We start from the raw sequence: 25257 nt of genomic DNA on the forward strand, positions 1-25257 counted from the left end.
TGTGGCACAGGCCGGAAAGCCTGTTCTTCCCACAATAAAACTGAATTTTTGTGGCACAGGCCGGAAAGCCTGTTCTTCCCACAATAAAACTGAATTTTTGTGGCACAGGCCGGAAAGCCTGTTCTTGATGATTTGACAGTGCCATGAAACCAATCTAAAATCTCAAATTATATAAGTTTTATTCTCTCCAATTGTGCTTCTAAGTTATCGATTAAATTATTTACTAACTGTAACTGGTACTGCTGAACATTCATATTTAATGGCTCTTTGCTTTCTTGAAAACAGATAACTTTTCCGGCGATTTCCTTGTAGTGTTGCAGCATGGAAAAAGTATCGGTACTGAAGCGAGCGAGATAGTTTTTAGCAGCCTCGCTGCAAATTTCCGTTACTTGATTTAGATAAGCTTCTGACGATTCAGGCGGCTTTTCATACCCAGTTCTTTTATTCAAAATATAGCTAGCACCGCCGACTACTGCGGCTCCCACAGGCCCGCCCAATAGCCAACCTAAGCCGGTGGCGATCGCCACTGGAGCCACTTCGCCCTCGTTCGACTTTTGAGCTGGAGGTGGTGGCGGATCCGGTAAACTGACTTGCGGGGATGGAGGAAAGGAAATCAAAAGTGCGATCGGCTGTTCTTTATCAAAGAACTCGCAAGCTTTATTTACCCATTCTGCGATGGTTTGCTGCTGATGTAAGACCTCTCGCTCAAATTTTAGCTTCCACGCATCAAAACTCCCTTCCTGGAGCGACAGCGCCATTTCCGATTGATACCGCTGCAAAAGTGTGGGCTGGTAAAGCCAAATCTCGAAATCCGAAACGCTGGCTTGAAAGCCTTTTGATATCAGTTTTTCGGCTTTTTGTTTAATTTCAATTTTGTCTTTGTGCTTTTTTTGACCTGCGACTATTTCTGCGGTGACAGTTTCAGCTTTGGCTCGGAGAGATTGGCAAATTTTAGTAGCTATAGCTTCAATTCTGGGCAACTTAACTGCTAATTGTTCCTGTTGATCTGCTACAATACTTTGCAAAGCCGATTCAAAGCTGGCAATTCCTGTAGTTTGGGCGGCCGCCACATCTCCTTTCAGCCTCGCCCTCAAAGCCGGCAAAGCATCGACGCGGTAGATATTGCTGATATTGTTCGGCAAATTGGAGCGAAAACTTTCGGCAACAAACAACAACCGATTGTAAACTTGTTTTTGGTCGTCTGGTTCGAGTAGATTGAGAAAATTGGCAACAAAGACGACTGTGTTGATGTTGCGATCGCTCAACCAATCTCTCAAGTTCTCCCGTTCGCCTAAAGTCATCAATTTGCGAGCATCTAAAACCTGCACAATTAAATCAGCCGTTAGCAATTTATCCCGAACCAAATTATCCTGTTCTTCGCGGTCATTGGTTCCCGGCAAATCCAGCAATTCCACACCGGTTTGCAGGAATGGATGGGGACAATAAACATTAACGGCGGCCACATCATCCCGCATTTGTCTCGCGTCGTCAAGGATGGCATAGCGTTTCAAAACATCAGTCCCCGGTTCGCTAATTTCCGTGCCGTCTTTCAGGGTAATTTTTGCGTGCAATTCCTCGCCGTAGTTGACATAAATGGCAGCACCTGTAGTGGGCACGAGGTCGATCGGCAAAGCACGATTTCCAAGCAAAGCATTGAGCAAAGTTGACTTACCGTAATTAAACGGGCCAAAGACAGCGATTTGAAAAGTTGGTTTGGCGAGATAGTCGCAGATTGAGGTAGTATCTCGATACAGTTGGGAGTTTTTGTCAAGTTCGAGAATACCGAGTGCTGATTTGAGATAGTCGGTCAGGTATTGATAAATTTCGGGTTGTTGCATATTGTTGTTTTATTTCATTTAGTTAGCTGTAGGTTGGGTTGAACGAAGTGAAACCCAACATTTTTTGTAGATTTGTTGGGTTTTGTAGATTTGTTGGGCGAACCGAAGCGTAGGGTTCGTTCCAAGGGCCCAACCTACATATATTATAAGCGATCGATCGAGCCTCATATTACTTATTCTCGTGAACCTGTAGGAGGTTCAGTAAATTCTAGTTAGTTCTAATAAGTTTTCTGGGAAGAGAGACAAGAAAACTTTCCCAAGGCGATATGCTGGTCCATTATTAGGACTCCAAGCATCCAACCACTTGTATTTTCCTTGATTCCAGCCTTCAAACACCCACCTCGATCCATCCAAACCCCAAGACAAATCCCAAGTAATGGAAGGCCAAAATTTATTCTCATTGATGGCTGTCAGTAATTCCAAAGATTTTGCTTCTGTGAGCATCCAAGGCTCTTCACTCCCTACCTTGCTTCCTACTTTTGTAACAGCCTGCAAGCAAGGTGTACTCAGTGTATCTCCCCAAACTCGAATGACTAAGCTGGGGTGAAAACTAGGTAGATAAATAAAGCGATAGGCAGTTTGTACCTTCTCCCGATCGGTGCAATTTGATAAAGGTGGCTCTTCAAATGCAGCTAATGTATTTGAATACCTGCTCTGCCTAAACTGCATTCCTTGTACTTGTTTATGAGAAAAATCTGGGGGAGTAACAATATAGTGTTGATTGATGAGGTCGATCCCCCAATCTCTATTATCATATCGAGAAGAAGCCAGATCGTACAATGCAGTATTTCTGTGTTCTATCTGCTCAATTCTTAGAGCAATTTGAAGAGCTTGCTTGTATTGCTCTTCTGAAATTTTTTCCTCTATCACTGCAATAACTCTTGAATGCCCTAGCAGTTCTTCAGGCAATAATTCATGGGAACGATCGAGCTTCCTCTCTAATTTTTTTTTAACCAGATGGACTAATATTCTATCTCTTTCTTCTATATCTTTAATTGTTTCGGCAACCAAAAGTGCCTCTTGCCAGAGATAATTTTTCTGATTTGGTTCTTGGATGAGATTGGCAATTTCAATTAAGGTAGCTGCCTTTGTATAGCCATTTGTCAATCTTTGAGTAATTTCGATCGCCTCTTGAAAACGACCTAGTTGCTTAAGTATATCTATCTTTTCAGGGCCATCTGGCAGATTTTGGTTAAGCCTGTTGTTCAGCAGCTTTTGATTAATTAGGGTTGCCTCTTGCCACAAGCCCAAGTTTTGTAGCAAACAAACCTTATCATAGCTATCCGAAAAGTTTTGGGTAAGTTCTAAGGCTTCCTGATAAATTTCCTGAGCTTTCTCATGGCGATCGACAAGTTCAAACTGTTGAGCCATGTTGATAAGTCGGTTGATTTTGGCAGAGCTGTCTTCAAGGGCTTGAATACTTTTCAAGTTTCTTTCTAATCTCTCTAATTTCTGTGAAACTTTATCATTATCCATATTTACCCCCTAATGTCTGCATCTACTCATCCACATCCTTAAGCCCCTTCTGCCGCAGGCTCCGCACCATGTCAATTTTCTTGCGATCATTCCCAATCTTGGGTCAATAACAACGGTAATTAGACTGGGGGATTAGAGCGTGTTTTCAAACTATTCTGTAGGTTGGGTTGAGGAAGGAAACCCAACTACAATTTAAGCTAATTTCAAGTTTGAAAACACGCCTAGCTTCCCGCCGATGCTAGGAAACATTGATATAGCGATTCAATACTCTGCGACTCTGCAGAAACATCAGCATCCAATTTTTTCAACCGCTGCGATTCAGCCTGACAATTAATCTCGCGAGATTCCTTTTGAGCCAGCAAATTATCTAACTCAGATTTCCGAGAAGTAATATCAGCATTCATGCGATCGCCCACTTCCCGCCCATAAACATCAAAACACTCTTTTACAGCATCATGAATCGGCTGCCACTGCTCTTGAGCCACCTGCGGCAGATATTTCACTAGCTCTTTTTTCGCCGCTTTCACCAACTGTTTATGAGCTCCGTCTGCTTGCAAAACCCCAACACCCATCCCCAATAAAGCCAAGTACAGCGGCCCCAAAACAATCCCCGTCAAACTAGCAAGAATCGTACTGACGCTCAACACAGTGATTAAGTTGAGCAGGATATTTTTCCAATCAAAACCCGCTCCGGCCATTGCTACTCCTGCCAGATTTCCGGTCGTTAAGGAGAACAATCCCATCGCCCATTTTGCCCAACCTGGGGAGTTATCTTCGTTCGAGTGGCTGACTGCTGCTGGTATTTTTTGTCCCGTCAGTTTTTCGGTAATTTTTTCAGTCACTTTCGTGTAAGATGCTCCGTAATTTGCGGCACTTTTCGATAGCTGCGAAAAGGCTGAATTCATTTCTTGTTCGGCCGTGAGAGTCCAAGCTGCTAGTTTGTCATTGATGTACTGCTCGAATGCTCGTTTGAGCGATGCTTCAAAAGCTTCTCGCTTGCCTTGGCTGAAGAAATCCAGAAATCTCAGTTCCGGTTGATACCGTAAGAAATCTGTTTCAAAGGTATTTTCTAAGTTGAGAACGTAGGTGCGAAAAGAATCTGCGATCGCCCGCGATTTACTATCTCTAACTTCGCTAATTTCTTGTTGAAATTCATCGCGAATCTGAGTCAGCTTTTTAAACTCCGGCTCAACTGAATCAATCTTTTCTTTCAACTCATTGACATCGCGATCGAGTAATGGTAATCTGCGCCCAACAGCTTCGCGGACACGAGCAGAAATTTGACGCGCCAAAGTCCTCGCCGGACGCAATTCCGAAATCGCCCTTTCCTGCGTCAAAAACGTATTCAGTGCCGCCATAAACTCTGGAAAACCAGTTCCTGCCAAATTCGCATCCGGGTTTTTCATCCGCAACCGGAGCGCCTTAATTGAGGTAATTGCAAACACTCGCTCGTCGTAAATGTCGTGGCCTTCTGTTAAACAATATTCAGCCAAATTAGCTTGAAAAACCCGCCGCAGTTTCCCTTCTGCTTCTGCCAATTCTTCAGGATCATCCGGGTCAATCAAACTTTCCCGCACCTGATCCCAAGCATTTATCAGGAAGAAAATGCTCAATCCGCGACCTTTGATGTAATTTTCTAGATAGCGTCTTTCACCCATTGTACAAGGCTGAGTTGCCCTGAGCACAAACAAAATAGCGTGGCAGTTGTTGATGTAACCGAGAGATAATTCATTGCGGGCTTCTGTATCGTTCAGTCCGGGACTGTCTACTATTTCTATGCCTTTTTCCAGCAAAGGTAAGGGATATTCTACTACGGCGCAATCGATATCTGGAAATGCTGGTTTCTTTTCTTCTTCTAAGCGTTTTGCCTCAGCGGGGTCAATTGTGTAGTTCTGTTTAAAACTTTTAAAATCTAGCTGTTTTGGGCTTTTGCCGTCATTGAAATAAACTGTGACTTTTTTTTCCGAACCGTAGCGCAAAATCGTCAGCAAAGCTGTACAGGGATTTACATCGCTGGGCAGTAAGTTTTCGCCGATTAACGCATTGAGAAAAGTGCTTTTACCGCGTTTCATGTCGCCTAGCACTAGCAGCCGAAAGACTCCTTGGCGCAAGTTTTTACTGGCGACATCAATGTCGGCGTTGTCTGTTTCTAAACCGAGTTTTCCCGATGCTTCTCCTCCTGCTAATTCTGATTGGTTGATGGCTGTGGCGATGTTGCTGAGGCGAGTGGCAATTTCTCGGCGCACGGCGGCTACTCGCTCTAAATCGTTGAGAAAGTTGCTAGTTTCTACTTTAAGGTTCATGGGGTATTTCCTGAGAGTTTCCTGCTTGAGCTTTTTAAATTTTGTCTTCTTCAATAAACATTTTGTAAGCGATCCAAGCAATGCCTCCAACTATCATGGCGGCTGCCAGCCAAGATGCTATGCGAACTGCAACGATAACAGCAATGACAATGCCTGTAAATTGAGCGGCTGCTATAATTTTTCGGCGCCACTGTTTGAGTTTGCCGTTAACTTGGCTGTCTGGTTCTTGGTACTTGCTTGTTAGATGTTCGGGCACTGAGCGGTCGATTTCGGCTTCTAGTTCGCGGAGCCGAATTTCTTGTTCTCGCTTCCGCAGTTCTTGTTCTTTGCGCCGGAGTTCTCGGGATTTGTTGTCAGGAGAATTCATAAATTTTAGCCTGTTTTTCGCTGGACAAATGTGTTATTTATTGTCACTGTTGCGGAGCGATAATACCAATTTAATGTGAAGTTTCACATATCTCGATCCCCCTCGCATACCCCCTACTCCCCCTGATCGTTGGGGAGTATGGGTTGACTTTGAGAAGAATCTTGTCCCCCCCTTTGTAGGGGCGGTGCCCCCGTGCCCGCCCTCTTGGTTAGGGGGGATCAGATTCTACGGGGCCTCATAAAAAATTGGTATAAGTTCTCTACGACTGTAACTCACATTTTCCCCCATGTCGAGAAATGTTAAGAAATTGTAAAAAGGGCGATTCCCTACGGGATATAGCAATCCTAAATCATTTGCATAATTATTGTAGGGGCAATCCCACGCCCGGTTGCCCGATAGATAGGTGGTAGGCACTCTTAGCACTACCCCTACAAATTTATCTGAATCATTTAGGATTGCTCTAGCTACGCTTCACGACTAATTAAGCCGATCGCCCTAGGCGCTAGACTAGCGGCTGCAAATCATCAATAGCCTTCGGGCCCGATAGTAGTGCGATCGCACTCGGCTTCCGACAAATCAACCAAGCGCGATCGAAATAAGTTGCAGCCCGCTAATTGAGCTTTGCTTAACTTTGCTTTCTCCAAATTAGCTCGGCTTAAATCCGCATATCTCAAATCGGCATTCGTCAAATCTGCATTGTACAAATCCGCACCTTGCAAATTGGCTTTCTGCAAATTAGCACCTTGCAAATTGGCGTGACGCAAATTTGCTCTTGATAAGTTGGCTCTTGATAAAGTTGCTTCCGACAAGTTAGCTTGATAAAGTTGAATGTCGCCCAATTCAGCATCTTGCAAATCAGTTTTATAAAGATTGGCTTGAGTCAAATTTCCGTAGGGCAAATAAGCTCGCCTCAGAACGCTACCAGAAAGATTTATTTCTGTCAAATCTGCTTGAAACAAGTTATGTTCACTTAAGTCAACGGCGTTAAAGTTTCGCTGGCCCTCAGCATACTGAGCAAGCAATTCCTCAGCGCTTAGCTTTTGCATTTTCATTCCTCATGACGACAGCTACTGCAGCCAATCCATAACAGTAATTAATGGTTATTTTTCTGCGTATTTATACTTATGTCTCTTATTATGTTAAGCTTGTGTAACAACAGTCGCATTTTTTCTAAGATTTTTTTTATATTTGTAAAATTCTGCCTTGCTCAACCAGTAAGCGGTTAGTAATGTCAAGATCGAGAAACCAAAGCCAATCCTCTACTGAAATATGCCAGAACTTCCTCTCTCCATTGCTCAGCACTACCACGAACGGACAAAATACGACCCTGAAACCATTGCTGCTAAAAGTAAACAGCTAGATTGGACAGAGCAACCTGTTCCTTTCAAAGAATATAAAATTGGAGCGTATTTTGACCTCAAGCCTTATCTAAAAGACCCCTCCGAGGATGCCGATGCCGATCCCGATGCCGCTTGGTGGCATCGGTTATCTAGCTTGTTGCTGTGCAGCTACGGGTTGACGGCGAAAGTGCAGACGGTAGACGACAGCTACCTGTATTTGCGATCTGCACCGTCGGCGGGTGGACTCTACCCAGCAGAGGTTTATTTAATCTCCCGTGGCACTGCCCAGTTGCCGGCCGGACTCTACAATTATCAGTGCAGAACTCATTCACTTGTTCATTTTTGGGACAGTCAAGTTTGGCCGACATTGCAAGCAGCTTGTTTCCAGTCGCCAGCGCTAGAAAATACCCAATTGGCGATCGCCATTACCACTGTTTTTTTCCGTTCTTCTTGGCGTTACGAAGACCGAGCTTATCGGCGAATTTTTCTAGACACTGGCCATTTATTGAGTAATATCGAGTTAGCTTGCGCCGTCAACGATTACCGACCTCACCTGATTGGAGGATTCGCCGACGAAGCTGTCAATGAATTACTCTACATCGACTCGGAGCAAGAAGGAGCTATTTGTGTAGTTGCTTTAGCCGACTTGCTAGATATTGACCAAAACTTGCCTAAATTTAAAACAGCTTTGCCCGGAAACACCACGACAGATTACCCAAAAATTTCCGAAGGTCAACTGTTAAAATACCTCCACAAAGCCACGCATTTAGAATCAGACCCTACCGGATCTGACGGCTGGAAACTGGATGAAAGTGAAGGGGAATTAGAGGATAAATACAACTTTCCATTTTGTACTAAAGTTTCGACGGTCACTCCTTCGATTCCTTGGGGAGTGAACCTGGAAACTTTAGAAAACACTATGCTCAAAAGGCGTTCTACCCGTGCTTATACAGGTGCTTCTTTGAGCTTGGGCGAACTGCTAGCTATGCTCGATTTTACTTACCAGCCCCAGCACTATATTGACCAAGGATTAGACGGTTATCCAGACTATTTCGATTTAAGTTTGATCGAGACTTTTATTGCTGTTTCGGGAGTGCATGGGTTAGAAGAAGGCTGTTACTATTACGCTCCGAAAGCTCAAGAATTGCGGCAAATTAGGTTTAAAAATTTCCGCAGGGAACTGCATTTTTTGTGTTTGGGGCAAGACTTGGGCAGAGATGCGGGGGCGCTGTTGTTTCACACGGCGGATTTGAACAGGGCTGTAGCAAAATATGGCGATCGAGTTTACCGCTATTTGCACATGGACGCGGGTCATTTGGGCCAGCGGTTGAATTTAGCAGCTATACAACTGCGTTTGGGTGTCAGCGGTATCGGGGGCTTTTTTGACGATCGCGTCAATGACGTTCTCGGTATTCCTGCGGGTGAGGCTGTGCTTTATATTACAAGTCTGGGAAGACCTCGATCGTAAGAATTACTCCTCAGTCAGCATTAGTCAGAAGGCAGAAGGTATCCTAAAAAAACCAACTCTGCTCGCGAAGCCGCTGCCACGCTTTGCGAATATGTTGAGGCTTAAATAGTTCGCTCTTGCGAATGTTCCATTCGCGTACAAGTTCGATCGCTCTTTCGGAATCCTCTGCTGCTTCCCTATTTTCCCTAGCAACCCAGTGAACAGTTGCCAACAGTTCCATTCCGTAAGGAGTTTCAAAACCATTAATTAACCCGCTCACACGCTCTAGTCTAACATTAGCATCGGGGGCATTTTGTAAAAAATCCCGCGCGGCTATTTTACCTTCAGACAACACATAAATTTGTGCCTCTCGGCTTCTGTCTCCATAACCTCGAATATAATGCCCTTCCAGCTTCTGTAAAACATGATTGAGATTATTTGCATAAGGCCCGTACTTTTCTTTCACATACTGCAATTTTAGTGGTTCACCTGCTACCTGAAGAAAATAAGCTAGCTTTTGAATTTCCAGCATTGTCAAGCGATAGCCAGGAATTCCGTACAATTCGAGCAAGCTAATAAATAAGGCACGAGCGCGAGTCATTTGGGGTTTTTCGGTAGCAATCCGCATTGAATCAGCTTGCGGAGTAGCCTGGGGTTCAAATAGCAAAACTTGCACATTTGGCAGTTCCGAAAAAGCTGATTCAATTAGCGGTTTGACTGTCTTCCAAGACAAGCCACCATTTCCGCAGCCTAGCGGAGGAACGGCAATAGAAGTGATACCTAATTGCTTTACTTCCTGAATCAAAGCTTTTAGTCCTGTTTGAATATCTTCGACTTTTGATTTGCCTCTCCAGTGACGTTTAGTTGGAAAATTAATAATGTATCGGGGATTAAATAGATTGCCCGAAGATACTACAAACATTCGGCCCGGCTGCACTTCACCGGCGCGACAAGCCTTTTCATATTGGCGGAAGTTTTCGGGATAAGCCTGCTTGAACTGCAAGGCAATTCCTTTGCCCATAATTCCCACACAATTAACTGTGTTCACTAAGGCTTCTGCATTTGCTTCTAAAAGGTTGCCTTCCTTGATTTCAATCACTTTTATTTCCTACTATTTATTTCAATAATACCAATCTTTATGCACTCTTACGGGGGTTTGATCTGTAAAATTTTGTAAAATATTTTCTACTTGTGATTGAATTGTATAATCGATTACGCCGATTTCTGTGATTAACTCCCAAGGCAAAAAGTTTCTAACTAAAAACTCGGCTTGACGCCTGCGTTTTCGGTCGTTGTCTTCATTTGTATCAAACCAATAACGAGAGCCCATAACATCCCAGTCGATCGCACCTAGATAGTTGAGGTCGTCAAAAAACTCGGTAAATGTCATGACTGCATGACCGTCAGTAAAAACAAAATCTAAACCCCTAATGTCTATCTCAAATACATCAGAAACTAGGTGAATAACTGGTGCTTGACCTTGAGTATAGTTTGGTACATTCCCCTGATTAATGGTGTATAACATCGGAGATCGCGGTGCAAAATAAAAGGGAACATAATCGTGCAGTACGCCACCTGCACCGCAGGGAACGCCAATTCTAGCGCGACGATCTTGGATGTTTTCATAGGCGATATTAGTATAGTTAGTTTCTGTCTCAAGCATAACGTTGTAAGCTAACAATCCACCTTGAGAAATAATAGATTCTAGATTGTCAATGGGGGTAATGTGGTAGATAGGTAATGGCACTGCTGTTATCTGTTTGCTGTTTCAGGTTTAACACTATAATATCTGCTTGACCGTTCAAGATAAACAATCTTTTACCATTGCTATTTGCCAATGCAAAATCTGCTAAATATTCTGTCGAGCACTGATTCTGTCACTTCTTCGCCCGTAACTTCTCCCAATGCTTGAATTGCACCGCGCAAATCTATTGTCCAAAAATCTAAAGGCAATTTGTTGCTAATAGTATCTGTGCATTGTTCCAGAGAAATTTTAGCTTTAGTTAACGCCGCTGCTTGTCGCTGGTTGATTGCTAAGTCTGAGTTTGCTGCTTGCAAATTTCCCCTGCTAACGGCATCTAAAATTGCTGTTTCTAAGTCTGCTATGCCTCGATCGAGGGCGGCGGCTGCGGCAACTATTGGGTGAATTTCTGAGGAAAAAGGTAGTTCGGGGATGGTTTTTACTAGGTCGATTTTGTTGATAATTATAATTAGCTGGCGGTGCTTTACTTGTTCGTAAATTTCCGAATCTTCCTCTGTCCAACCAGATGCCGCGTCAATTGTCAACAACACTAAATCGGCTTGTTTTGCTGCTGCGCGCGATCGCTCAACGCCAATTTTTTCTACCTTGTCTTCGGTTTCTCGAATGCCCGCAGTATCGAGCACCTGCACCGGAATGCCGCCCACAACTAGCTGCGATTCAACCACATCGCGCGTCGTACCGGGCAAATCCGTGACGATCGCCCGATCGCTCTTACTCCACGCATTCAACAAACTCGATTTTCCCACATTCGGCCGCCCAACAATCGCTACTTTCAAACCGGTTCTCAACAATTCTCCACGATCGGCAGTCGCCAAAATTGTTGACAATTCCTCCAAAACATGATTTATTTCCAAATAAGTTTTAGCTTCATCTAAAGGCGGCAAATCTTCCTCAAAATCAATTCTCGCCTCAATTTCTGCCAGCACGTCCAAACAAGTTGTTCTCAATTTGCGAATGGGCTGCGCTAATTTTCCCTGCAAACTGGCCAAAGCACTTTGTGCAGCAGCGGGCGATTTTGCTCCCACCAAATCTGAGATACTTTCAGCTTGAGTTAAATCAAGCCTCCCGTTCAAAAAAGCCCGCAGCGAAAACTCTCCCGGCTGCGCCAATCTCGCCCCATGTTCCAAACACAACTGCAAGACTTGCTGCACGGCCATAATGCCACCGTGACAGTGAAATTCCACCACATCTTCGCGAGTAAAAGAACGCGGCGCTTTCATGATTAGCAGCAAAGCTTCATCGACTAATTCTTGAGTTTTGGGGCGGCGGATGTGACCGTAAAGAATGCGGTGAGACTCCCATATTTGCCGTCCTGGGGCGCGAAACAGAGTTTCGGCAATTTTTAAGGCGGCGGAACCGGAAACTCGCACAATGCCGACGCTGCCTTGTTGGGGAACTATGGCAGTGGCGATCGCTGCGATCGTTCCTCCTTTTGTTAATGATTCAGACATTTTTATTGTTCACACATTCAAAAGTTCTCTCAATTTCCTGTTTTTGAGTATCAGGCAATTGCTTCTCGGTATTTGAGAGTATAAATCTCTAGTTCGTCATTCAAAAAATTAAAATAGTCGCCCTTTAGGGCAAAATGCACCAGTTTCCGGCTCGAAGCGTAGGAGATATTTGGTAATATTTTACCTAGAATCGCTAATTGTGCGTCGGCTGCGAGAGACCAGATAACTTGAATTAGGGATTCAACCACTTGTACTTTCATTTGACTGACCTCCGGCTTGGTTGTTAAATTATACATATCTCATTGACAGGATAAACAATTTCAGCATTTTTTTTCTAAAATATTAGAAGAGCGTGGCAACAGCGATGGACTTGGCGAGCCAATCCGAGCGCCAGTTTTGCCAGTCAGTCGATTTTAGATTTTAGATTGACTCCACAGCTCAATCTGGGAACTTGAACAAGAGTCTAAAATTTTGGGCGTCTCACGACTCCAGTCGGAAAGCAACTATCCGTTTTTGGGTAGGAGTCACGGATCGATCGAACTTAAATTACTCAGCCACATATTTTGGCTAATCTGATTTCATGCGATAATGGAAAATTGACCGAAAGAATCCAGGATACAAGCCCCCGGATTCATCCGTGGAGAAAGAAAAAACCTGTATCCGATGAAACTTGCCCCCCGAATTTATCTGTGGGGTCAATGGTTCAATCTAAAATCTAAAATCTAAAATCTAAAATCGATTGACAGGGTAGAGGGCAAAGCATGATTGGTCAACTTCTAGACAGACGTTACCGCATCATTAAAGTCACAGACTCAAGTGAGGTGGGAAAAACTTATCTAGCAGCAGATACTCACCGTCCCGGGTATCCGCAATGCACGGTTAGAGAAATGCGACTCCCCGGCACAAGTTCGCAAACTCCAGAATTAGTCAAAGTTATATTTCAAAGAAACGCAGAAATAATTGAAAAATTGGGAAAACACGACAAAATTCCCGAATTATTGGCGTATTTTGAGGAAAATCAAAGTTTATACTTAATTGAAGAATTTATTACCGGCCCACCTTTAAGTCAAGAACTAATACCCGGTGAACCTTGGGATGAAGACCAAGTAATTGGTCTGCTATCAGAAATATTAGAAATTTTGGTGTTCATACACGAGAAGGGTTTTATTCACCGCAGAATTCAACCAGACAGAGCGATCCGGCGCGAGTCAGACGGCAAATTTGTATTGGTAGACTTTAGCTTAGACAAAGAAATTAACCCGGAATTTGCTAACTGTCATTTGTTGTCGCAAACTTCCCCGAACTCTGTTAAACGGCATGAGGCAAAAAAACAGGATTTGGCGGCTCAGGATTTATACGTGCCGATCGAGCAATTGAGCGGCAACCCCCGTTACAATAGCGACATCTACGCTCTAGGTACGATCGCCCAGCTTGCCGTCACAGGACTCTCACCCAACGAACTGAGTGCCTTAAAAAACAACAAAAACGAAATTCCCTGGCGAAACCGGGCAACTTGTTCGGCAGCCCTAGCAGATATTATCGATCGCATGGTGCGCCCCGACTGCGAGGAACGCTATCAAGAGGCCGCCGAAGTTTTAGCAGACCTCAAACAAATCGCCGTAAAATTGGAGGTTGAGCCGCCGCCAGCCACAATCATCACGGACGCTATGAGTCAACCGCGAAGACAAAGCCAAACCAAACTCCTGCTGTTGGCTGCAACAGCGGCAGCTTTAATCTTGACAGCACTGATAATTTACTTTTGGCAGAGTCAAAGTCCCGCGAGGGCAAAAGAATTGTTAGCCCGCGGCGTGGCCAAGGCCCAGCAAGGTGACACAACAGGCGCGATCGCCGATTATACTCAAGCGATCGCCCTGAATGGCAGCGATGCGGAAACTTACTACAAGCGGGCAAACGTTCGCTACGACATGGGCGCAACCGAGCAAGCAATACAGGATTACACGCAAGCAATTAAAGTCAATCCTAGCCACAGCAAAGCTCTCTACAATCGAGGTATGGCCCGCCTCGACATCGGCGACAAGCGGGGGGCCGTGGAAGATTTCACCCAAGTAGTGCGACTCAATCCCAGCGACGGTGAGGCATACTCTCAGCGGGGTTTAGCCTACTACGATTTGGGCGACTACCGCACAGCAATAGAAGACTACACTCAGGCAATTCGGCTCAGTCCCAACGATGCTACAGCTTACAGCAATCGGGGTTTAGCTCGATCGGCAGCAGGGGACAAAACAGGAGCAATGGCAGATTTTACTCAAGCCATTCAAATTAGCCCCAAACAAGCTGGCGTATACTACAGTCGTGGTCGAGCCAGGTTTAATCTGGCAGATTATCAAGGAGCAATGGAAGATTATACTAAGGCGATCGAATTGCAACCCGATCTCGCTGATGCTTATACCAATCGGTGCAGCGCTTACTTGAATTTGGCCACCTACGACAAAGCGATTGCAGATTGCACCGAAGCAATTCGCCTCGCTCCAAAAGATGAAGCAGCTTACAACAACCGCTGCATTGCTTATCTGAATTTAAAACAATTTCAAAAGGCCAGCGAAGATTGCAGTTTGACGATCGGACTCAACGGCAACAATCCCAAAGCATACAGCAATCGAGGATTAGCTCGATCAGCTTCGGGAGACAAGCAGGGAGCTTTAGAAGATTTTACTCAAGCAATTCGACTCAATCCCAGCGATGCAGTAGCATACAGCAATCGCGGTACTATTTACTCAGAACTCAAAAATTACCCTTTAGCAGTTGAGGATTTCGCTCACTCGCTGCGGCTCAACCCCAACAATGCTAGCGCTTTTTACAGCCGAGGCCTCGTCCGCCGCCAACTCAAAGACCGTGCTGGGGCGATCGAGGATTTTCAGAAAGCTGCAACCCTCTTTCTAGAACAAGGAAGAGCCGATGGTTTCCAAAACGCACAATCACAAATCAACGACCCTAAATAAACTATTAGTCACCATTCAGATGTTAAAAAAAGAAGGAAGAAGGAAGAAGGAAGAAGGAAGAAGGAAGAAGGAAGAAGGCCAAATTACCAACTCCCCCTTACCAACTCCCCCTTACCAATTCCCCCTTACCAATTCCCAATTACCAACTCCCCGTTACCAATTCTCAATTATAGATATGAACATGGTTGGTCAACTTTTAGACAGGCGTTATCGGGTAGTGCAAATTCTCAGTTCAGGAGCTTTTGGACAAACTTATTTAGCTGTCGATACTCGACGCCCTGGCCACCCTCAATGTGTAGTAAAACAACTGCGCCCTCCCAGCAACACTTCCACAGTTCTCAAAACAGCTTACCGCTTATTTAAACAAGAAGCAGAAATATTAGAAAAGCTGGGAAAACACGATCAAATTCCCTTTTTACTCGCTTATTTTGAAGAAGGAAATCAATTCTACCTCGTCGAAGAATTTGTGCCCGGACACGCCCTAAATCGGGAAATTGTGGCCGGTCAACCTTGGCGGGAAGAACGAGTGCTGGCTCTGCTGGAAGAAGTGTTACAACTTCTCGCCTTCGTACACTCTCAGGGAGTGATTCACCGCGATGTTAATCCCTCCAACTTAATCCGCCGCAAACCAGACGGCAAATTAGTTTTAATTGACTTCGGCTCGGTTAAAGAAGTTGCAAATCAAGTCAGCGAGCACGATACAGAATTTCCGCGCACCATTGCTACTGGAACTCCGGCTTATATGCCGATCGAACAATTTCAAGGCAACCCGCAATTTAGCAGCGACATCTATGCAGTCGGGATGATGGCCGTCCAAGCTATCACGGGTTTGCCCGGTACGGATTTGCCCAAATTGCAAGATCCGAGTCCTTCTCACACGGGGGAGATTGTGTGGCGAAACCGAACTCAATGTTCTGTGGGATTAGCCAATATAATTGACAAAATGGTCTGTCACCAATTTGGCAAACGCTATCAATCTGCTGAGGAAGTTTTGGTAGCTATCCGCAAGTTGAGACACCGCCAAGAACCGGGGAATAAGGCTCACAAGAAAAGTATTTCTCCGAGGTTACTGTCTTCGGATAGTTTTTCGTCACGTTTTGGAAGTCGATTTTGGTTGATGATTTTGGCGGGCTTCGGGGCGGCGATAGTTCTGCTATTTCTGTTTAGTTATTGGAGACGCCCGAATCCGATTAAAGCTAAGGAATATTACGAGCAGGGAGTGGAAAAGTCTCGCAATCAAGATGCGGAGGCAGCTTTGCAGGCTTTTAATAAGTCAATTCAATTGAATCCTAACAATGCTGAGACTTTTTATAGGCGTGGTAATGCTAATTATGATTTAAAAAAGTATCAAGAAGCAATTGCGGATTATTCTCAGGCGATCGCTCTCAATCCTAAATATTTTCAGGCTTATTTTAACCGCGGGCTAGCCCGTCACGATTTTAACGACAAGGGCGGGGCGATTGAGGATTACACTCAAGCTGTGAATCTCCAGCCCAATGATGCTGATACATATTATGAAAGAGGAGTTGCTTATTTAGAAATGCAAGATTACAAGGCGGCTATTCAGGATTTTACCGAAGTAATTCGGTTGCAGCCGAACCTTGTTAAAGCTTATCATTCGCGGGGATTGGCTCGCGCTGGGAGCGCAGATTTGCAGGGGGCTATTGGAGATTATACTCAAGCAATTAAACTTGATGCTAAGAATGCTGATGCTTTTTACAGTCGGGGGAGAGCTCGCTTTCACCTAGGAGATTATCAGGGAGCTCTGGCGGATTATTCTCAGGTAATTGCGATCGATCCCAAGAGTGGAGATGCTTACGCTAATCGTTGCAGCACGCAGTTGAATTTGGGATCGCATCAAGCGGCAATTGACGATTGCACTCAGGCAATTTCGCTGAGCGAGGAGGATGGGGTTCCTTACAACAATCGCTGCATTGCTTATTTAAATTTGAAGGATTATCCGAAAGCAATTGCCGATTGCACTCAAGCGCTGACAGTGAATCCGAATGATTTTAATGCTTTTAACAATCGTGGTTTAGCTCGCAGCGCAGGGGGTGACGCGCAGGGGGCGATCGCAGATTTTACAGCAGCAATCGGGTTCAATCCCAACAATGCTGAAGCTTACGCCAATCGGGCTAAGATTTATCAAGAGTTAAAGAATTACAATAGTGCGATCGCAGATTACGTGCAAGCTATTCGGATCAGCCCGAATTATGCTGCTGCTTACTACGGTAGAGGCATGGTTCGTAGCTCCTTGGGAGACAAAGCAGGAGCAATTAGCGATTTAGAAAAAGCCGGCAAAATGTTTCTCGATCAAGGACTTACTGGCGGTTACAAAGATGCACAATTTGAGATTGAAAAGCTGAAGTAGTCAGTTGTCAGTTGTCAGTTGTCAGTTGTTAGTTGTCAGTTGTTAGTTAACAGTTAACAGTCAACAGTCAACAGTCAACAGTCAACAGTCAACAGTCAACAGTCAACAGTCAACAATGCCCCATGCCCCATTCCCTTTAAGAATTTTGAAGTCTCTTCACCAATTCATAAAACGGTTCCCAATTATCCTCAATAGCTATGGCTTCCCAAACAGCCTCAATCGTCGGTCTCAACAGCGATTGTTCGGGATTGTGCCGGAGCAACCTGGCCGCCATTTGATCCATATCATCCGCCGACAAACTTTGCAAAACGTGATAATAAAACTGTCGCCAAGGTGCTATCAAGTCCGCCGGTTCCGCCTCACCAAAAATTAGACTAGCATCATCTCGCCAAGTGCGATCGAACTGTCTTCGCAGTTCAAAAAAGAAATCGTGATAGGCTACTTGAGACTCCGCCAGCATTTTAATTGTCACCTTCAACAACTCATCTCCATCAGCTTCTGGCAAATCCTCAAATCCCAATCTATTTAGCATCAACTGCCGATAAGCTGCATTATAATAATCGCCAAACTTTGCCAAACCCGCATCCATATCAGCTTGAGGAATCGCCGCTGATAGCGGTTGCTGAAGCTTCTCTAAATTGTCCCTACAAATCAACGGTTGATTGCCGTAACAATACAGACCGTAATGGTCGAAATAAGCTGCTGTAAATTCCGGCTTGTAAGTTGGAATAAAAGCGAAAGGCCCGTAATCGAAACTTTCTCCAGTAATTGACATATTATCAGTATTCAGCACAGCGTGGCAAAATCCTGCCGCCATCCACTGAGCTACTAATTCAGCTACTCGCTGGACTAAATCTGCATAAAACAGCGCGTACTTTTCCTGCGGCGAAATACCCGCATTGGTTGCTTCTAAATGCAGTTCTGGATAATAATATTCAATAACAAAATCTAAAAGTTTTTTAATTAAATCCGGGCGACGGATATAGTGCAATCTTTCAAAAGTTCCAAACCGGATGTGAGAAAGACTGAAACGTACCATTACGGACGATCGCGTCGGAGATGGTTCGTCCCCCCGCCACAAAGCATCCCCAGTTTCAACCAAACTAAAACAGCGAGATGTCCGAACTCCCAACCGATGCAAAGCTTCGGCGGCTAAAACTTCGCGAACTCCCCCTTTGAGAGTCAGTCTACCGTCACCGCCCCGCGAGTAGGGAGTGCGGCCGGAACCTTTAGTGCCGAAGTCGTAAAGTCTGCCGTCAGTACCGCGAACTTGGCCGTATAAGAAGCCTCTACCGTCGCCTAAATTGGGGTTATATGTGTTGAATTGATAGCCGTGATAGCGAAGCGCGAGAAAGGGGCGGACACAGTGAAATTCGCCGAACGCTTCAATAAAATGTTGGTCGGTTACTTGTGCGGGGTCTAAACCCAATATTGGCAATAATTTGTCGTTGCGAAAGCGAAGAATATGCTGCGGAAAATCGGCCGCAGGGACTTCATCAAAATAGTCGCCGCCGAGGGATTCGAGGGCTGGTTCGTAATTGAGGGAAAGCAAAGGATTTGACATTTTTCTATTTTATCTTCAAATTGGCTATCACTCCAAATTATATACGGGTAAGGTCTGCACTGCATCGGTGTCAACAATTGCCTCATACCCTTTGTCTCCCTCGTTTATAGCCGAGTTCGATACCCCTCGCATCCCAGCAGGACTGTTTCATTTTAAAATTTTAGCATAGCTAAAGTTTGAGCATGAAACATTAGTTTCTTCCTCGAAGGCTAAAAATTTTTACTGTTAATTTTAGTGCGAGTTAAATTAACCGTTTTCCTTGCTAAAAATGGAGTTGATCTCATATCCGATTGACCATAATATCCCGGTCGGGCGGGTTTTTGAGATTGTCAATTATTGGCCGATGTTGTTGGTGAACCCGCCCCTACCTGATGAAGGGTAATCGACGGGACATGATATGAAGTCTTAAATTTTTTAAAGTTAAGTGGGATTCACCACCTAATATAGTAATCTAAATCATTTGTGAATTTCTTACTCCCTCCCCACGGGTTCGGGGAGGGTTGGGGTGGGGTCAAAAAAATTACAACTCCTACAAGGATTGCTATATACCTTTTCCCCTATTTAAAATTGGTCAACACCCCGTAAATTGCCCAAATCGCCATTGCCCGCAAATAGTGACTTGCCCGAAAAGTCCCCCCCGCCGTAATCGCTTCCGGCGTGCGAAACTGCAACCCATTTTCATAAATCTGCTTCACCACCGCATCCGTCAATTTAAATGCTTTCTCCTCCATTCCCATCTGTACCAAAAAAGCGGCCAACCCAAAATTAATCCCCGTCCAAACTTCCAAAGGATGAGTTGCATTGGGATTTTCCGGCGAACCGTTCAGCATCACCCCATTCGCCGCACCGAACTCCCCCTCATTGAACTTCAAAAAGCAAGAATCGTACACAGTTTCTAAAGCACTGACTGCACATTCTGGCGGCACAATATCCGGTAATCCTAACAGTTTCGCGTAAAATTGACCGCACAGTTGGTCGGCCATCACCACTTCCGAGTTACTCTCGCTGTCCAAACGGTAATATTGACCGTTCCACAGTTTTTCTTGATAGCTGGGTCTTGCTTGTAGCAGCCAACTGTGATATAATGCTATCTTTGCTTGAGGGTTAGGAATTATTTCCGGTGCTGCATCTTCCAAGATTTCGCCGATCGCGATCGCAGCCTCTAGCGCCGCCAACCACAAACCCCCGCAATACGCACTTATCCCCCGCATTTGCCAGTCATCAAACGTCTGATCCGGTGCTCCCGAATTCTCAGGAATTCCGTCCCCATCCTCATCAAAAGTTTTCAGATAAGCCAAAGCCTCAACAATTGCCGGCCAACACTCTTGCAGAAACTCACAATCTGTGCCGCCAGTCAACAGGAAATCCCGATAAACCTGCAACACAAAATCGCAAGGCAAATCCTTCCACAAATTGCAATCTTGATAGCTAGTATAATTCGTTTTCTCCCAAGGATGTTCGTTAGGAGCACCCAAATCGTGTGGCGTCGCACCGACAGCTTTTCTAATAGCCGAAGCTTGATTCCAGCCAATAATTCTCGGCGTATCGTCTCCTGCAGAAATTGCCCTAGCGAACGCTAAAACCACCGACTTTTCCAAATCCGGCCACAGCATCAACAAAGCAAAAGAACCGTAAAGCCGCACGTCCAAACTTTCGTACCAGCGGTAATCAATGCACTCCAAAACCGCAAATTGACCCTTCGGATCGCGTTCGTCAGCCGCACTCCAAAGAGTACCGCCGTCTGTCAGGGCGTATAACTCATTAAACAGCGCCATTTTAAAACTGTCTGACAAATCTTTTCTTTCTAAAATCGGTTTTTGCCAAGCTTCAATATTTTCGCGCCAAGTATCCGAATGCTTCATTGCAGTGCGAATAATCGGCCAAGCATTTTTGCCGTTGCGGCCGAAGAAATCTGTATAGCGACGGTAGTACCAAACTCCTGATGCAAACTCAGTAACGGGCAAATCCCAAGCTATAATAAAGGGAATTTTGCGAGTTTTTCCTGGTCGAATAGTAAAGCGAACTGCGATCGCACAAGCCAACTGTTCTCCTGGGGCTGCTGCTGTCTCGTCTCTGTCATCCAACAAGAAACCTTCAGCAGAAAAGTTGCGCCAAATATCGTCCCCATTCCCCGCCGGGTTCCAGCGAGTTTGGTAGAATACTTCTACCGCCGGATTAGTAATAGTTGCGATCGCCCATTGTCCATCCCCCTCTTGCGGTTCCTCCTCAGCAGTCAACCGCGTCATCACGCAACCTATCCGGTGAAAATCTTCCACCAACAAATTAAAATTTCCGGCACTTTCTCCCCACCGGGATTGATAATCATAAAATGGACTACCATCATCTCGAACCATCACTTTCTGCGACTTATTGGCATTAGTAAACCAACCAACAATATTCTCCCAAGTCAGCATAATGCTGAGAGTAATCGGCGCATCTGTAGGATTGTGCGCTACCCATTCAAACATCGCAACTGGGTAACTGCTTTCCTGATAATTCTTCGGCAAAATTGGCGAAAATTGCTCGCAGCTTAATTGAGCATCAAACACATTTTCATAAACAAACCAACTGCGCGGATACAAAGCATGATAAGTCCCAGAATTTGACTCTTCCCTTCTTCCTTCTTCCTTCTTCCTTCTTCCTTCTTTTGGATACCATTTCCAACTAGATAAACTGCCATCGGTAGGCGGTTCAGTGGACAGTGCAAAAGCTTGTTTCTTGCCTTGAGTTTCTTCAAAAACGCTGAACTGACAAGCGGGCAAACTGCGAAAAATGTGCTCGCCGCCGTCAATGTGCCAGAGGTTGAAGTCGCCGCGGGACGATCGCCCGATGCAGCCGGCACCGAAGCCGCCCAGAGGCATTCCGTGCCAGGGGCCATCGTCGAGATTGCTTGCGTAGCGGACTGTATAGGGATTCTCCCAACCGAGGCCGATGGGACGTTTCCAGGTGTGCGGGGGGATGTTTGGATTGGATGTGCGATCGTTATTCATGTGATTAATCTTAGCGCTCGATCGAGCTTGACAATTTTTTTTATTTAATTTTAAACTTTTATCGATCGAACAAACCCCGATTTTTCCGAAGATTGTTGACTGTTGATTGTTGACTATCAAGCAATTGGTTTCAGGTTCGCCGACTTCATCAATTTTCCCATCTAAAATCTAAAATCTAAAATCTAAAATTTAAAATCGCTTGGGTGCTCGCCTAACGGGGCAAAATATCATCTAACCGAAGTTGCAAGTTCTTTAGCAGAGGAGAAATAATCGGTTGACCGATGCGAAATTGTTGCTGCGTGTAATCTTGGTCAATCAGTTGGCAAACGGTGATAGTAGGTTGTTTAGGTTTACCGATAAAAGCCACGCCTCCCAATCCACGATAATCAACTATCCAATATTCTGGAATCCCTAAAATAGCATATTCTTCAACTTTTCGGGCGTAATCTGTTTCCCAGTTAGTGCTGACGACTTCTACCACCAATTTAATAGATCGTCCCAGCGTAATCACAGGTTCTCTTTCCCAGAGAGGTTCGCTGACAATAGCGGTTTCATCTAACACGACAATATCGGGACGGCGGGCAGTAGCTGCATCTGAGAATGGACGGATCAAACAAGTGCGGGGAATGAACCAAGGTAGTTTTTCGGCTGCGATGGCGATGCCGATTTGAGTTGCCAGTTTACCGCTGACGGTTTCGTGTGGGCCTGTGGGTTCCATGTCAACTAATTCTCCGTCAGCGAGCTCGTAGCGGAAGTTGTCACAATATCGATCGAGGAATGTTTCAAAAGTTAAGATTTTTGGCGCAGTGTAAGCCATTGGAAACTAATAGTTTTTTGCTTTATTTTAATTACTGTACTTTAGCATTCTTGTCAAATAAAACTAACCCGGAGATCCCCCCTAGCCCCCCTTAATAAGGGGAGTAGGGGGTGGGACAAGAAATATTCTCAAAATTCCCTCAACTAATCAAATCCCAAATCAGAACCTTTCCCCGCGTGAACCAAAGCCAACTTTTCGTAACGCTTAGCGTGTTCCACCAACTCGCCTGCTTCTTCCTCAGAGACATCCCGCAGGCGTTTGGCAGGCACTCCCGCAACTAGCGTGTGAGGGGGAACGTCCTTGGTGACAACCGCCCCTGCACCGACGATAGAGCCTGTGCCCACCCTCACTCCATCCAGCACGATCGCCCCAATCCCGATCAGGCAGCCCCGTTCAATGTAAGCTGAGTGAATCACGGCTCGGTGTCCCACTGTCACGAAATCTTCCAAAACAGTCGGTTGCCCTGGATCACCGTGCAGAATTGCTCCATCTTGGATATTGGTACTTGAGCCGATCGCAATTCGCTCTATATCCGCCCGCACCACCGCCCCGTACCAGATACTAGCGCCCGCTGCCACCTCTACCCTGCCGATCACAACAGCGCCTTCAGCGACAAAAGCCGCTTGGGATAGATCAGGCAAGGGCCAATAGGAAGGAAGTGCAGGCAGAGATTCGTTGAGATTGCTCATTTGTTGGTCGATCGTTATACTTCTAGCAGATTAGCTGGTTGTTGATACGGGATATAATAAAAGTATTTGGCACTTTTGCAGAGAAAATATGCTGGGACGCAAATAAATGATTGAAGTTGCCTTGCAATACCCGATGTTTGGCCCGGAAATTCAGTGTCCCCACTGTCGCCAAACAATTCCGGCTCTAACGCTCACGGATACCTATTTGTGTCCGCGTCACGGGGCATTTGAGGCAGATCCAAAAACGGGGGAACTGGTTCACCTTCAGTCTGGGCGGCACTGGCGCCGCTGGGAGAATGAATGGTATCGCCAGCACACGCACCCTGACGGGATTCGGTTTGAAATTCACGAAGCGCTCGATCGACTCTATACTCAAGGCTACCGAGCAACTCGCGTGATCGTTGCCCAACGCTATCGGGACTTAATCAGCGCTTATTTGGAACGCAGCACGCCTTGGCGCGGTCAGTCGGACTCGCCGCGGCCGAGGCTGTACGGTTTGCCTGTGGATTTTAGCCCCGATCCTCAAGAGGACCCTTGCTGGGAAGTGATTAATTTTGATTTGGAAAAAGAGCCGGGAGTTCCGATTAGATATCCCTATTTTCGGTTGTTTGAATAAGTGAAGGAAGAAGGAAGAGGGAAGAAGGAAGAAGGAAGAGGGAAGTTCGGCAACGGATTCGCTCCACGGATGTAACGGATGTCAGGAAGAGGGAAGAAGGGTCTATTGCTTTAGCGCTAAAGATGCGACCGTTTTTAATTCCGAATTCCGAATTTACCCTCTCAAATCTCCAATCTAAAACCGGAATTCCTGCTTCCCGTCTAAAATCTAAAATCTAAAATCTAAAATCTAAAATCGAATGCACCACGCCTCGATTCGCACTGCTAACATTCACCGGGCGATCGCCTTTTACGAACAGTTGGGATTTACTGTGAGCGATCGCTTTACCACAGGTTACACCCTAGCCTGTTGGATGGAAGGTCTCAACGGACGCATCGAACTAATTCAAATCCCGGAACCAAAACCCGCACCAGATGCTTTCGGAGACGAGCATTATGTTGGATATTATCATTTATCTTTCGATTTAACTGAGGCGACAACTGACTTGCCTAGTTGGTTGCAGTCTCTGAAACAGCGGTTTGAGGAAGCTGCTAAAGACCAACCAAACCAGTTTCAAGCTTTGAAAGTTTTATTAGAACCGACTCAACAGGCGATCGGGCAAAATGTTTACGAAGTAGCTTTTATTGCCGATACAGACGGTTTGCCCTTAGAGTTTATCCGGCGCATGAATGACTAATTAAGTCAGAAATCCCCAATTCAGAAATCCCATCAGCGTGCATCTGTGTTCATCTGCTGATATCTGCGCTTAAAAAATCCCCATCCCACTAATGTGCTTTAATAAGGAGATAAATTAACCAATAACTTAAGTAGAAGGAAGAAGGAATAATGCTCATAGAGCAAGCTTTTCAACCATCTGCATCTTACATTTGATCACCTAAATTTACTTAATAACCCATAACCATAAGCATAAAAACAAAACCCGCGGGCGCGGGCTTCATCTTCATCCTTATGGTTATTGACACTCCCCTGGCTGAAGCCGAGGGGATTCTTAATTCAGCGACTGACCTTAAAATTTTCTGTCCTTACGGCAATACTTAAACCTTTCAACCGTGGGGATACCACCAATTGACGAGCCTAATTCAGAAGCATCCCAGCGGGTCTATCTCCAAAAGCGTACTAGGATATTTCCCTAGAGTTTGGGTATGCCCTACCCTACTTAACAATTCGAGCGTGAAAAAGTTTATTTGCTGGATTGAAACCTACATTTTCGGTTTCGACTGTTTATAGTGTTTTCGCCGCACTTTGTCCCCCAGTTTATGCCTAAAA

At 45.2% G+C, this 25257-nt stretch carries 18 protein-coding genes; 5 read left to right on the forward strand and 13 right to left on the reverse strand.

Translation table 11 applies throughout. The features are described 5' to 3' along the window. Nucleotides 1-167: 167 nt before the first annotated feature. The 5 genes from QUB12_RS10685 to QUB12_RS10705 all read right to left on the reverse strand — a co-directional run bounded on the left by QUB12_RS10685 (nt 168) and on the right by QUB12_RS10705 (nt 7030). Nucleotides 168-1838 carry a dynamin family protein gene (locus tag QUB12_RS10685; protein WP_333306685.1) on the reverse strand — a complete coding sequence of 557 codons (1671 nt, stop codon included), beginning with the start codon at nt 1836-1838 and terminating at the stop codon, nt 168-170. Nucleotides 1839-2036: 198 nt separating this feature from the next. Beyond that, nucleotides 2037-3314, reverse strand: a complete 1278-nt coding sequence (locus tag QUB12_RS10690; protein WP_333140460.1) for a hypothetical protein — start codon at nt 3312-3314, stop codon at nt 2037-2039. A gap of 221 nt (nt 3315-3535) precedes the next feature. Next, nucleotides 3536-5617 (reverse strand): dynamin family protein, encoded by a 2082-nt coding sequence (locus tag QUB12_RS10695; protein ID WP_333140458.1) that lies wholly within the window; start codon nt 5615-5617, stop codon nt 3536-3538. Nucleotides 5618-5651: 34 nt separating this feature from the next. Further along, a complete protein-coding gene (locus QUB12_RS10700) occupies nt 5652-5984 on the reverse strand; it encodes a hypothetical protein (protein ID WP_333140456.1) in 333 nt (110 codons plus the stop codon). Nucleotides 5985-6508: 524 nt separating this feature from the next. Continuing rightward, nucleotides 6509-7030, reverse strand: a complete 522-nt coding sequence (locus tag QUB12_RS10705) for a pentapeptide repeat-containing protein (RefSeq protein WP_333040082.1) — start codon at nt 7028-7030, stop codon at nt 6509-6511. Nucleotides 7031-7253: 223 nt separating this feature from the next. On the opposite strand from QUB12_RS10705, the gene QUB12_RS10710 reads away from it, so the two are divergent. Continuing rightward, nucleotides 7254-8792, forward strand: a complete 1539-nt coding sequence (locus tag QUB12_RS10710) for a SagB/ThcOx family dehydrogenase (RefSeq protein ID WP_333140454.1) — start codon at nt 7254-7256, stop codon at nt 8790-8792. A 43-nt stretch (nt 8793-8835) separates the two neighbouring features. Here QUB12_RS10710 and darG read toward each other — a convergent pair whose 3' ends face one another. From darG to QUB12_RS10730, 4 genes are all read right to left on the reverse strand, one after another. Beyond that, nucleotides 8836-9870 carry a type II toxin-antitoxin system antitoxin DNA ADP-ribosyl glycohydrolase DarG gene (gene darG / locus QUB12_RS10715; protein ID WP_333140452.1) on the reverse strand — a complete coding sequence of 345 codons (1035 nt, stop codon included), beginning with the start codon at nt 9868-9870 and terminating at the stop codon, nt 8836-8838. Nucleotides 9871-9891: 21 nt separating this feature from the next. Then, the gene (gene darT / locus QUB12_RS10720) at nt 9892-10518 is read right to left on the reverse strand and encodes a type II toxin-antitoxin system toxin DNA ADP-ribosyl transferase DarT (RefSeq protein ID WP_333140451.1); all 627 of its coding nucleotides are present in this window, start codon (nt 10516-10518) and stop codon (nt 9892-9894) included. Between the two features lie 80 nt (nt 10519-10598). Beyond that, a complete protein-coding gene (gene mnmE, locus QUB12_RS10725; protein ID WP_333140449.1) occupies nt 10599-11984 on the reverse strand; it encodes a tRNA uridine-5-carboxymethylaminomethyl(34) synthesis GTPase MnmE in 1386 nt (461 codons plus the stop codon). 50 nt (nt 11985-12034) lie between these two features. Continuing rightward, complete coding sequence (locus QUB12_RS10730; protein WP_333140447.1) at nt 12035-12244, reverse strand: hypothetical protein; 210 nt, start codon at nt 12242-12244, stop codon at nt 12035-12037. A 501-nt stretch (nt 12245-12745) separates the two neighbouring features. Between QUB12_RS10730 and QUB12_RS10735 the strand changes: the two genes are divergently transcribed. Both QUB12_RS10735 and QUB12_RS10740 read left to right on the forward strand, forming a co-directional pair. Next, on the forward strand, nt 12746-14944 hold the full coding sequence (locus QUB12_RS10735) for a tetratricopeptide repeat protein (RefSeq protein WP_333140445.1): 2199 nt from the start codon (nt 12746-12748) through the stop codon (nt 14942-14944). Next, complete coding sequence (locus tag QUB12_RS10740) at nt 14901-17315, forward strand: tetratricopeptide repeat protein (RefSeq protein WP_333306688.1); 2415 nt, start codon at nt 14901-14903, stop codon at nt 17313-17315. Before QUB12_RS10735 ends, QUB12_RS10740 begins: the two co-directional genes overlap by 44 nt. Before the next feature lie 136 nt (nt 17316-17451). On the opposite strand, the gene QUB12_RS10745 is transcribed toward QUB12_RS10740, so the two are convergent. The 4 genes from QUB12_RS10745 to QUB12_RS10760 form a co-directional block, all read right to left on the reverse strand. Further along, on the reverse strand, nt 17452-18879 hold the full coding sequence (locus QUB12_RS10745) for a protein adenylyltransferase SelO family protein (RefSeq protein WP_333306690.1): 1428 nt from the start codon (nt 18877-18879) through the stop codon (nt 17452-17454). Nucleotides 18880-19436: 557 nt separating this feature from the next. After that, nucleotides 19437-21869 (reverse strand): GH116 family glycosyl hydrolase, encoded by a 2433-nt coding sequence (locus QUB12_RS10750; RefSeq protein WP_333306693.1) that lies wholly within the window; start codon nt 21867-21869, stop codon nt 19437-19439. A 211-nt stretch (nt 21870-22080) separates the two neighbouring features. After that, complete coding sequence (locus tag QUB12_RS10755) at nt 22081-22686, reverse strand: Uma2 family endonuclease (protein WP_333140437.1); 606 nt, start codon at nt 22684-22686, stop codon at nt 22081-22083. Nucleotides 22687-22829: 143 nt separating this feature from the next. Further along, nucleotides 22830-23375, reverse strand: a complete 546-nt coding sequence (locus tag QUB12_RS10760; RefSeq protein ID WP_333140435.1) for a gamma carbonic anhydrase family protein — start codon at nt 23373-23375, stop codon at nt 22830-22832. A 106-nt stretch (nt 23376-23481) separates the two neighbouring features. On the opposite strand from QUB12_RS10760, the gene QUB12_RS10765 reads away from it, so the two are divergent. Together QUB12_RS10765 and QUB12_RS10770 are read left to right on the forward strand one after the other, a co-directional pair. Continuing rightward, nucleotides 23482-23991: a TIGR02652 family protein gene (locus QUB12_RS10765; RefSeq protein ID WP_333106288.1), complete on the forward strand. Its 510-nt coding sequence runs from the start codon at nt 23482-23484 to the stop codon at nt 23989-23991. A gap of 238 nt (nt 23992-24229) precedes the next feature. Beyond that, a complete protein-coding gene (locus QUB12_RS10770) occupies nt 24230-24667 on the forward strand; it encodes a VOC family protein (protein WP_333146752.1) in 438 nt (145 codons plus the stop codon). Nucleotides 24668-25257 lie beyond the last annotated feature (590 nt).

The sequence above is a fragment of the Microcoleus sp. B7-D4 genome, assembly GCF_036705125.1.
In the GTDB taxonomy this organism is placed as follows: Bacteria; Cyanobacteriota; Cyanobacteriia; order Cyanobacteriales; family Microcoleaceae; genus Microcoleus.